The organism is uncultured Maribacter sp. (assembly GCF_947500985.1).
Classification (GTDB): domain Bacteria; phylum Bacteroidota; class Bacteroidia; order Flavobacteriales; family Flavobacteriaceae; genus Maribacter.
On the sequence record NZ_CANMTX010000009.1, the window covers coordinates 111701 to 121793 of the forward strand.

Below are 10093 nucleotides of genomic sequence, written 5' to 3' on the forward strand. Positions count from 1 at the left end.
TATGTAGATGTGGTTTTAAATAGTTACTTATTTTTCAAATTCAGTTCTTTTTAATCCGTTATTGAATTTTATGTTAGACCAATTAACAGTTATCCATGGGGCATCACTAACTGCGGCTTCCCAAGTAGATTTCTTATATTTTCGCTTAGTTGGGAAAAGCATTCCGTCAATATCTTCATATTCTAAAGTCATTAAATTTGGAGTTTCCATTGCACCAAAGTCTGCAACGGTAAATAAAAATTGATCCACAAGAGATGTATTTTTATTAATGTAAAGCTGATAAATATCTGTAGGATTAGCGTCTCCAAAATTGAAAGATACTTTTACAATTTCATAAGGTGTGTTATTCAAGGTTTCTTCGCCTAAATACTCATACGAAACGCCCTTGTCCATTAACTTTTGAAACATGGTAAACCAATAAAAGTTAGTGGGTCTGTTAAAAGCAACTCTTTTTAAGGCAATGCTATCATTTAGTATTTTACCGTTATGTTTTAACCAGAATTCTTTACCATCATAACCTTGTTCAATTGTGCCCTGTAAGTCACTTAAGGTTCTTTGATGTTGTTCGTATTTTCCATAAGATAATTCACCATCGAAAATGTATTTTTCAGTAGAAATATCTGTTTTACCATCGGGTGTTTGGTAGGTATAGGTATACACTACATCTTTTTTGTTTCGAAGGGTTTTATAGTCACCTACTTTTTCTATCATTTTAGAAACTAACTCATGCCCTTTGTTTTTATAAGAAACTGCTTTGATTAATTCTTTTTCATCTCGGTTTTCGCTTTTGCAAGAAATTATTATAATACTTAATACGATTAGTGTATTTAATTTAAATCTCATATGTGGTTATTAATTTTGTGGTTAAACGAGTGCACCATTAGCGCCAATGACTTGACCAGAAATCCATTTAGAGTCATCACTGGCTAAAAATAAGGCAACTCTAGCAATATCAATTGGTTTAGCTAATCTATTAAACGCATTCATACTGCTTAATTTGGCTATAAATTCATCGGTCTTTCCTTTTAAGAACAATTCTGTTTCTGTAGCTCCTGGTGCTAGTGCATTTACAGAGATACCTCTTCCAATTTCTTTTGAAAATACCCTTGTCATTTGTTCAACAGCTGCTTTTGATGCTGAATAGAGAGCATATGTTGGGAACATTAATTTTACAGTACTAGAAGATATATTAATGATATTACCGTTATCGGCTAATTTACTTTCAGCTTCTTGTAATGTGTTGAAAATACCTCTTACATTAACGTCAAACTGTTTGCTAAAATCTTCTTGGGTATTGTCTTTAAGTACTTTAGAAATCATTACTCCGGCATTGTTAATTAGTACGTCTACCTTGCCAAAAGATTTTATGGTTTCATCAAACAATTGAGATACTTGTTCTCTGTTACTAACATCGGCTTTAATAGCAATGGCGTTACCACCATTGCTTTCAATTTTATTTACTGTGGCATTTGCTTCATCTTCACTATTAGAATGATTGACAACAATTTTGGCTCCATTTTCGGCTAATAGGAAAGCAATTTCTTGTCCTATACCTCGTGATGCACCTGTAACTATCACCACTTTGTTTTCTAATTTCATAGTTTAAGTTTTTATTGATTTATAAGACAATAGTTATAAACTGATCAATTTATTGGCAACTAATTTTAAATTGGACTCATTAATTTCTGGAGTAGGAGATAAGGGGTATAACTGCGCACCAGGTCTACTTATAAATGCTCCTCTCCAATTTGCCCATAATGCTCCAGATATATCCCAACCGTGAGCAGCTACAAGCAGGCACTCTTTTGGCTGAATGTTCATTTTTCTGGCAGCCCAGTTATACGCATCTACATGTGGTTTAAATTTTCCTATATCTTCAATACTCAAGCGTTGATCAAAATATTTGGTCAACCCAGAATTTTTAAATTGAGTTTCAACGCCTTTGTTCGATGAGTTGGTGAAAGAAACCAATGTATAGCCCGCATCTTTTAAAGATTGTAAAGCTGATGGTACTTCTGGATGAGCAGGTAAAGAACGTATAGGGTCTACAATAGATTTTTTGGCTTCTTCATGGCTTAGCGTAATACCGTTATTTGCAGCAACCATTTGTAAAGCTGCAGCACCGATAATGGCAAAATCATTGTATTGATTTGCAACTGTTGATACTAAAGAGTATTGCAACATGGTCGTAAACCAAAGTGGTAGCAAATCATTTCTGCCATTTAAAGCTTTTGCAACACTGTCTTTCATTGCTGTTAAATCTAACAGGGTTTCATTAACATCAAAAAAAAGGACTTTTGGTCTTTCAAATAATTGTTCTTTTTTATTGGTAAACCCCATGGCAGGGATGGTTGCACCGGCGGCACCAAGTATGGTAGATTTTTTAATGAAGTCTCTTCTGTCTTTGTTCATAGGATTAAGATTATAAAAACATTCTATGTAGTATGTTTTTGGGTAAAAAAATTATTGTTTTATCTGTTTTAAGTAAATAGATAGTCCCTTTAGGTATTCATCAATCACTTTATCATCATCATAAAGCTTACGAATTCCGCGTATGCCTTCAAAAGCGCTAATTAAATAAATAGCAGCTGCGGCACTTGAAATATCTTTTTTAATAGAATGCTCCGTCTTTCCTCTTTCTATTAACTCTATAAGTGCTCTTTTCCATTCCTCAATAATGTTTTTCAGTGCTTTTTGATATACCTTTTCATTATCCCCAATTTCATTGATGAGATTATTTGTTGGGCAACCGTGTTTCTTCTCGTAGATTGTAAAAGACTTAAGGTTGTTTAGAAAAGTTTCTTCTAAAATAGTATATGCATTACCATTTTGATAAAGCGGATACACCATTCTTTTTTGAACTCTACTTTGTAACTTTTGGGTAATAACGGCTATGCCTAATTCTTTTTTATTTGCGTAGTGGTGGTAGAAGGCACCTTTGGTCAAGGTGGTTGCCTTCATTATTTTTTCAATACTAGTAGTTTTAAAACCGTCTTCATAAAACAACTTAAATGCCTCATTGAGAATGAGTTGTTTTGATAGCTCAGATTTTAATGCCTGCTTCATACCGTAAAGATGCTCAATAAAATACGGTATAGAATGTTTTTAGAGGTATTTAACCTATTCTTAACTACAAAAAAATCAGTTTGCTTCAACCTAAAACCATTTAGGTATTTAGTAAAATAGGATAAGAAATAATGATGGGTGATGTGCTTAGAGTGATTTCTAATTGAGATTTAATCGATACTCATTAGGGCTCATAGAGGTTTTCTTTTTGAAGATTTTACTGAAATACTGCGGATATTCAAACCCAAGTGAATATGCTATTTCACTAGCACTTTTCGTTGAGTTTAAAAGTTTGTTCTTGGCTTTTTCTATGATGTATTGATGAATATGGTCTTGCGTTCCTTGTCCAGTTTCTTTTCTAAGTAAATCGCTCAAGTATTTAGCCGATATATTTAATGCTTCTCCACAATATTGAACCGTTGGTATACCAAGTTCAATTTGTTTGTTTTGGATGTAGTACTCTTTTAATAGTGTATTAAAATTGCTAACTATGTCTTTGTTTAAATTGGTTCTTGTATAAAATTGTCGGTCATAAAACCTGATACAATAATTAAGTAACAATTCTAAATTAGAGATAATAATGGTTTGACTATGTGTGTCAATATTACCACTATATTCTTTTTCAATTTTTTGAACTATTTCGGTTACTGTTGTTCTTTCATCATTTGATAAATGTAGCGCTTCGTTAGATGCGTATTCAAAAAAAGAGAACTGTTCTATTTTTTTACCTAATTCAGATTTTCTAATTAAATCTGGATGAAACATCACCGTCCAACCTTGGTCTTTGGTATTAATGTTTTGTTTTTCAAACTCCATGATTTGATCAGGAGCCATAAAGATCATTGAACCTTCTTGGTAATCATATGAATTTCTACCGTAGTTTTTAATGGTAAAACCGCAATTATCTTTTAAACTGATATGATAAAGACCTAAGGAATATTTAAAATTTTCTAGACCAATTTGGTTCCAATTTTCACCAATTCTCAATACGGAAATTAAGGGGTGTTTTGGTTTCTCTAAACTAAAGTAAGAATGAACATCTGCAACACTGTCTATTTTAATTATTTCCTTCATTACAAATAATTTAAATGTTTTGCCACCAGTTAGGGTAGGTGGTAACTGAATCTTTCACTATTATTTCTTGCCCAATTTGTGGTGCTATTACTTTTAAATTTAATTCCGATGCTTTTTTCTCTAACCGTTTAATGGGATCTGTCCATTCATGCAATGCTAATTTAAAACCGGCCCAATGTATGGGCATTATCTTTCTGGCTTTAACATCTACACCTGCTTGTGCTGTTTCTTCGGGCATCATATGAATATCTGACCATAATTGATTGTATTGTCCACATTCCAATAAAGCCAAATCAAAAGGACCATATTTTTCTCCTATTTCCTTAAAATGAGCAGCATAACCACTATCACCACTAAAGTAAATATTTTCATTTTTAGAAGTAATTACCCAAGAACTCCACAAAGTACTTTGACCGTTACTCAATCCCCTGCCCGAAAAATGTTGTGCTGGTGTACAGACTAGTTTAAGCGTATCGAATTGTATTTCTTGCCACCAATCCATCTCTGTGATTTTTAAATTTTTAACTCCCCAAGCTCTTAAGTGATTGCCAACACCTAATGGTGCGTAGAAATGATCGGTCTTGTCCTTTATTTTTAAAACCGATTCATAATCTAGATGGTCATAGTGGTCATGAGAAAAGATAACCGCATCTATTTTTGGTAGTTGATCTATGGCAATAGGAAATTCTGAATTAAAACGATTTTCACCTAATAATGGGTGAGGAGCTGCCACTTTGCCGAACATAGGATCAATTAGAATATTCTTTTTATCGATCTGTAATAAAAATGCCGAATGTCCAAACCATATCATTCTTGCCGCCCCGTTATAGTCTGCAATATCGGTTGAGTCTATTTTATGCGGTTTTAAATCGGCATTAGGGCGACCATTGGGCACTTTGGTAGTTAAAAATTTATAAGCTAAACTTACTGTTCCTATAAAGCCTATTTCTTTAGGAACAGGGTTAATGTTTCTAAATTTACCATCGTTAAATTGACGTGATTGCTCATAACCTAGTTTTTGGCTTTTGCCGCTATTACCCCCAAAACTTGGATAAAAGTTGGTAAATGCCCAGGTAGCTATTGTAATTACGCCAATTACTATTAAGAATGTTATCATTATTTTTCTAAGGAATCTTTTGATCATTCTATTTATATTGACTCATGATCACTTTATCAAATATACGGTCACCAAACCACTTACGTATGGTTATAGCAAATTTTGCCGAATATCCCTTTACATATCTGATCTTAGGGTTTTTCGTAGTGGCGGCTTTTGCGATCGTTTTACCTAAAACATTTACATCTGTAAAACGATCATTGGTAAAGTCTTTTTTCATGGTATCTGCCACTGAATTTGCAAATGTTGCATAGGCTCCCTTACCTGAAGTTTCTCTCAAACTTTCTGCGGCAATTAATCCCCACGGAGTTTTGATTCCGCCAGGTTCTACAATGACTACATCAATACCAAAAGGTTTTAGTTCTAGGCGCAGACAATCGCTCCATCCTTCTAAAGCATGTTTTGTGGCAAAATACCAAGCTCCTAAAGGCAAATATACTTTTCCGCCCATAGAAGATATGTTTACAATTCTACCATATTTGTGTTCTCTCATTTTTGGTATGATCAATTGTGTGATACGTGCCAAACCAAAAATATTCACTTCAAACTGTCTTTTGGCTTCTTCTAACGGAACATCTTCCACCGTGCCATAGGAGCCATAACCAGCATTGTTAATTAAAATATCTATTCTACCTTCTTTATTTATTATGGTGTTTACGCATGAAACAATAGAATCATCTTTGGTTAAATCTAAAGGCACAATGTGTATTCCTTGTGCTTTTAAATCTTGCATTTCTTCTATTCTTCTTGCAGCTCCATAAACAATGTAACCCTGACTTTTTAATATGTTGGCGGTAGATTTGCCCATGCCAGAAGAAGCTCCCGTAATTAATGCGATTTTACTCATGTATGTTTTTTAAATTATATAGATCGGTTTTACTTTGACAAAATTAAAGGGATACTTGCTGATAACTGTATTCTAATTGCTGAATATTGAATACTTTTTACATATTGTACTTATTCAGGCAACATCATGAAACAAATAAGCCTTTATTTACAAAATTTGTAGATAGAGGCTTTGATTTATTATAACTTCCCGTTATTTATTAGTGTGCTGTTTTTATGTATTTAAATGCATATAAACTTTTTATACTACTGGTTCTTTAGTTGTGGTAAAATACTTTTTCTTCAACCAAAATGAGACTCTTACCAAAAATATAAGCGCAGGTACCTCAACTAGCGGACCAATAACTCCTGCAAATGCCTGACCAGAATTGAGACCGAATACTGCAATGGCAACAGCTATAGCCAATTCAAAATTGTTTCCGGCTGCTGTAAATGCTACTGATGCTGTTTTATCGTATTCTGCACCTGTGGCTTTGGTGAAGAAAAAACCAATAATGAACATTAAGGTGAAATAAATAAGTAACGGCACAGCGATAATCAGCACATCCATCGGTATTTCTACTATTAATTCTCCTTTTAATGAAAACATAATAACGATGGTGAATAAAAGGGCAATCAATGTCATTGGTGAAATTGCAGGTATGAATTTATTTGTATACCATTCTTCTCCTTTTAATTTTACTAATATTAGCCTGCTTAAGATTCCCAATAAAAATGGTAGTCCTAAATAGATGGCGACACTTTCTGCAATAGTACCAATAGATATATCTACTATGGCACCTTCAAAACCGAAATAGGGTGGAAGTACCGTAATAAATAACCAAGCATAAAAGCTATATGCAAATACTTGGAATATACTGTTCAATGCTACCAAGCCTGCACCGTATTCGCTGCTGCCTTCCGCTAGGTCGTTCCATACCAATACCATGGCAATACAACGCGCCAGACCAATAAGAATAAGACCAACCATATATTCTGGATAATCTGATAAAAAGATAATGGCCAGTATAAACATTAAAACAGGACCTATAATCCAGTTTAAAATAAGGCTTATAGATAGTATTTTAGTGTTTCTAAAAACTTTTGGTAATAAAGTATAGTTCACTTTTGCCAATGGCGGATACATCATAAGTATTAAACCAATAGCTATGGGGATATTTGTAGTACCACTATTGAATGTGTTGATAATGTCTGGGAAGGATGGTATAAAATAACCGATACCCACACCTAGAGCCATTGCGGCAAAAATCCACCATGTTAAATTTTGATCTAGAAAACTTAATTTTTTAGAAGCCATTTTATTTGATTTGTGAGAATACGTAAAATAATTCCGTTGCAATTTGTATACTTCTTTCAGCATATTTCTCTGCCTGTTGCGGCGTGTTATCAAATGCCTTAGGATCTTCAAAAGTTATAGGAACTCTTTTTTCCGCTCCAGCTATAAAGGGGCAACCGCCATCTGCTTGCGAGCATGTCATGACTGCTGCAAATTGTGCTGACGGATTATAAGGATCTTCATATGATTTAGAAAAGCCAATTACCGGATGCTCGTTCTCAGCATACTTAATAGCATAAACCGGATTAGTGGTCTCTGATAATTTTTGAATCTGAAAACCTTGATTTTTTAATGTTTCTGCTACCATAGGGAACAAAGCCGTAGCCTCAGTACCACCAGAGTAGCAATAGACATTTTTAATGCCGTAATTGTTTGCCATAGTCTGTGCCCAAACTTGAGATAAATGACTTCTTCTGGAGTTATGGGTACAGATGAAATTTATTCTGATTTCCTCACTAGCAATCGTTTTCTCTTGAATGTAATCTACTAAGGGTTGTAAAACAACTTTACGATCTGCTGTAATAGAATCGGTATTTAATTTTTTTATTAAACTCTCAATTTCGGGTAACATATTCGTTTTTGTAGTAATCATTTTCCTTGGTTTATTTAAAGTTTAACAGCAATTACCATCAGGTGCACAACATGGTTCATTGGTAACTTCGGCAAATTTTACTTTTGGTTTCTCTGCAGGTATGCCACAATTATCTTTTGCCAAGCAGTCTGTTTGCTTAGATGTTAGTCTGAAATTGGTACCGTTGAAATCGAGTCCGAATTTCTCTATTGTTTGTCCTTGGTATTCTACCTCTATTTCTAAATCTTCTATTTTCAATACCTTCTCAGAAAGTTCAATAATATTGACCAACTTTTCTGGGTGTAATCTATGATCATAATCATTGGCATTCCAAAGTTGAAAATTTACTACTTCTTCATTTCTGACCGTACCACCGCAATCGATAAAATTCTTGGTTATTTTACCAACCTCTGTTACGTGAAAGTGATTAGGTACTAAATCTCCGTTCGGTAATTCAAATGCTATAGTGTCAAGCTCTGCTAAGTGTTTTTTAATTTCTGATAGTTTCATAATCTTGTATTTTAATTAAAATGTATATTATATTAATCGTAATAAAGCGATAAAAGAATGTAAATTTTTTTAGCAACAATCGGTATTCGGAATGTCTTGATCTAAGAACTTTATCATGATATTTTTCATGCTTGACCAATTGTCTTTATCTATACAATAGCAAACACTAGTACCTTCAACATTGCCTTTTATTAGACCTAACTGTTTAAGTTCTTTTAAATGTTGAGATATGGTAGGTTGCGCAAGTCCTATTTCATTTACTAAATCACCACAAATGCAACTATCTAGTTCAAATAGATGTTGTAAAATGGCAACACGAGCTGGGTGACCAAATACTTTTGCGAATAATGAAATTTCATTTTGTTCATCAGTGAACATTTCTGTTTTTGCTAATCCCATTTGTTATTTAATTGTTTCATTGCAATATTACGATATATAAAATATAATGATGTAAATAAATTGTTTTTTTTTCTGGAATCGCATCAACATTGTTTATTTCATTATCTCAAAGTAACTATAATCATAACAGAGAATTAATAATATGTTTCCATTCCTTTAATAAAAAGATTTAGGATCAGTTAAAATCTTACCTTATTGGTAAAATATTCTAATTACTTTATGCAAACTTTTGAAAATGAGTAATTTCTATGTAACTTTTATCTAGAATTAAAACACTACAGAAAAATGGCATTAACAAAAGAGACAAAAGGAAAGGGTACGCATACTACCGTTACGTTTACTGTAGGGGAGAATGAAGCCCCTAGCGCAGCAAATGTTATATTATTGGGAGACTTCAATGATTGGCAAACGAATGATAGTTCTTACCAAATGGAAAAAAAGAACGGGTCTTATGTAAAAAGCATAAAACTAGAAACTGGTAAACGTTACGAATTCAGATACTTGAGCGAAGATAAGGGCTGGTTTAATGATTACGCAGCAGATGCATATGTGCCTTCGCCGTATTCAGGTATAGATAATAGCGTTGTAGATTTAACTGCATTGCCGGCGAAAAAGAAACCGGTAAAAAAGGCAGCGGTTAAAAAGCCAGTAGTAAAGAAACCTGTTGCCAAGGCTAAGAAAGATGATTTAAAAAAGATAGAAGGTATCGGACCTAAAATTGCATCTATTTTAACTGATAAGGGTATCGGAACTTTTGAAAAATTAGCTGGGGCGTCTGTAAAGACACTTGAACAAATTCTAAAAGAAGCCGGTCCACGTTATACCATGCATAAACCTGGTTCATGGCCAAAGCAAGCTAAATTAGCTGCTTCAGGTGATTGGGATAAATTGAAAGTCTTACAAGATAAATTAGACGGCGGTAAGTAATTGCCTAAAACTATACATAACAAAAAGCCCTAAGATATATTCTTAGGGCTTTTTGTTTACTATACATTCGTTTGATTAGAAGCTACTATTTCATTGCAGTTTGATAATCAATAATGAATTTCTTCATCATGGATTGTAGTTCTATTTTATCTTTCTTGCTCATTTTAATAATACATTCGTTTGATTAGAAGCTACTATTTCATTGCAGTTTGATAATCAATAATGAATTTCTTCATCATGGATTGTA

The 10093-nt window shown here is 33.5% G+C and carries 12 protein-coding genes; 1 reads left to right on the top strand and 11 read right to left on the bottom strand.

What is annotated here, in order from left to right; all coding sequences use genetic code 11:
• Positions 1–27 precede the first annotated feature (27 nt).
• The 11 genes from Q0871_RS16535 to Q0871_RS16585 all read right to left on the bottom strand — a co-directional run bounded on the left by Q0871_RS16535 (position 28) and on the right by Q0871_RS16585 (position 8919).
• Entirely contained in the window at positions 28–843 is an 816-nt protein-coding gene (locus Q0871_RS16535; protein ID WP_299325622.1) for a hypothetical protein, read from the bottom strand.
• A 21-nt stretch (positions 844–864) separates the two neighbouring features.
• Complete coding sequence (locus Q0871_RS16540; RefSeq protein ID WP_299325624.1) at positions 865–1599, bottom strand: SDR family oxidoreductase; 735 nt, start codon at positions 1597–1599, stop codon at positions 865–867.
• A gap of 33 nt (positions 1600–1632) precedes the next feature.
• A complete protein-coding gene (locus tag Q0871_RS16545; RefSeq protein ID WP_299325626.1) occupies positions 1633–2412 on the bottom strand; it encodes a haloacid dehalogenase type II in 780 nt (259 codons plus the stop codon).
• 51 nt (positions 2413–2463) lie between these two features.
• Positions 2464–3066, bottom strand: a complete 603-nt coding sequence (locus Q0871_RS16550; protein WP_299325628.1) for a TetR/AcrR family transcriptional regulator — start codon at positions 3064–3066, stop codon at positions 2464–2466.
• A gap of 159 nt (positions 3067–3225) precedes the next feature.
• Complete coding sequence (locus tag Q0871_RS16555) at positions 3226–4140, bottom strand: AraC family transcriptional regulator (RefSeq protein WP_299325630.1); 915 nt, start codon at positions 4138–4140, stop codon at positions 3226–3228.
• 10 nt (positions 4141–4150) lie between these two features.
• A complete protein-coding gene (locus tag Q0871_RS16560; RefSeq protein WP_299325632.1) occupies positions 4151–5284 on the bottom strand; it encodes an MBL fold metallo-hydrolase in 1134 nt (377 codons plus the stop codon).
• A 1-nt stretch (position 5285) separates the two neighbouring features.
• Entirely contained in the window at positions 5286–6104 is an 819-nt protein-coding gene (locus Q0871_RS16565; RefSeq protein WP_299325634.1) for an oxidoreductase, read from the bottom strand.
• Between the two features lie 240 nt (positions 6105–6344).
• Positions 6345–7400, bottom strand: coding sequence for an ACR3 family arsenite efflux transporter (arsB, locus tag Q0871_RS16570; protein WP_299325636.1), 1056 nt, complete (start codon positions 7398–7400; stop codon positions 6345–6347).
• Position 7401: 1 nt separating this feature from the next.
• Positions 7402–8031, bottom strand: coding sequence for a protein-tyrosine-phosphatase (locus Q0871_RS16575; RefSeq protein WP_299325638.1), 630 nt, complete (start codon positions 8029–8031; stop codon positions 7402–7404).
• Positions 8032–8052: 21 nt separating this feature from the next.
• On the bottom strand, positions 8053–8520 hold the full coding sequence (locus Q0871_RS16580; RefSeq protein ID WP_299325640.1) for a DUF6428 family protein: 468 nt from the start codon (positions 8518–8520) through the stop codon (positions 8053–8055).
• Between the two features lie 69 nt (positions 8521–8589).
• The gene (locus Q0871_RS16585) at positions 8590–8919 is read right to left on the bottom strand and encodes a helix-turn-helix transcriptional regulator (RefSeq protein WP_299325642.1); all 330 of its coding nucleotides are present in this window, start codon (positions 8917–8919) and stop codon (positions 8590–8592) included.
• A 285-nt stretch (positions 8920–9204) separates the two neighbouring features.
• On the opposite strand from Q0871_RS16585, the gene Q0871_RS16590 reads away from it, so the two are divergent.
• On the top strand, positions 9205–9846 hold the full coding sequence (locus Q0871_RS16590) for a helix-hairpin-helix domain-containing protein (protein WP_299325644.1): 642 nt from the start codon (positions 9205–9207) through the stop codon (positions 9844–9846).
• Positions 9847–10093 lie beyond the last annotated feature (247 nt).

Excerpts from the sequence above, each read along its gene's own strand:
- Q0871_RS16535 (WP_299325622.1), bottom strand. The coding sequence starts at position 843 with ATGAGATTTAAATTAAATACACTAATCGTATTAAGTATTATAATAATT.
- Q0871_RS16540 (WP_299325624.1), bottom strand. The coding sequence starts at position 1,599 with ATGAAATTAGAAAACAAAGTGGTGATAGTTACAGGTGCATCACGAGGT.
- Q0871_RS16545 (WP_299325626.1), bottom strand. The coding sequence starts at position 2,412 with ATGAACAAAGACAGAAGAGACTTCATTAAAAAATCTACCATACTTGGT.
- Q0871_RS16550 (WP_299325628.1), bottom strand. The coding sequence starts at position 3,066 with ATGAAGCAGGCATTAAAATCTGAGCTATCAAAACAACTCATTCTCAAT.
- Q0871_RS16555 (WP_299325630.1), bottom strand. The coding sequence starts at position 4,140 with ATGAAGGAAATAATTAAAATAGACAGTGTTGCAGATGTTCATTCTTAC.
- Q0871_RS16560 (WP_299325632.1), bottom strand. The coding sequence starts at position 5,284 with ATGATCAAAAGATTCCTTAGAAAAATAATGATAACATTCTTAATAGTA.
- Q0871_RS16565 (WP_299325634.1), bottom strand. The coding sequence starts at position 6,104 with ATGAGTAAAATCGCATTAATTACGGGAGCTTCTTCTGGCATGGGCAAA.
- arsB (WP_299325636.1), bottom strand. The coding sequence starts at position 7,400 with ATGGCTTCTAAAAAATTAAGTTTTCTAGATCAAAATTTAACATGGTGG.
- Q0871_RS16575 (WP_299325638.1), bottom strand. The coding sequence starts at position 8,031 with ATGATTACTACAAAAACGAATATGTTACCCGAAATTGAGAGTTTAATA.
- Q0871_RS16580 (WP_299325640.1), bottom strand. The coding sequence starts at position 8,520 with ATGAAACTATCAGAAATTAAAAAACACTTAGCAGAGCTTGACACTATA.
- Q0871_RS16585 (WP_299325642.1), bottom strand. The coding sequence starts at position 8,919 with ATGGGATTAGCAAAAACAGAAATGTTCACTGATGAACAAAATGAAATT.
- Q0871_RS16590 (WP_299325644.1), top strand. The coding sequence starts at position 9,205 with ATGGCATTAACAAAAGAGACAAAAGGAAAGGGTACGCATACTACCGTT.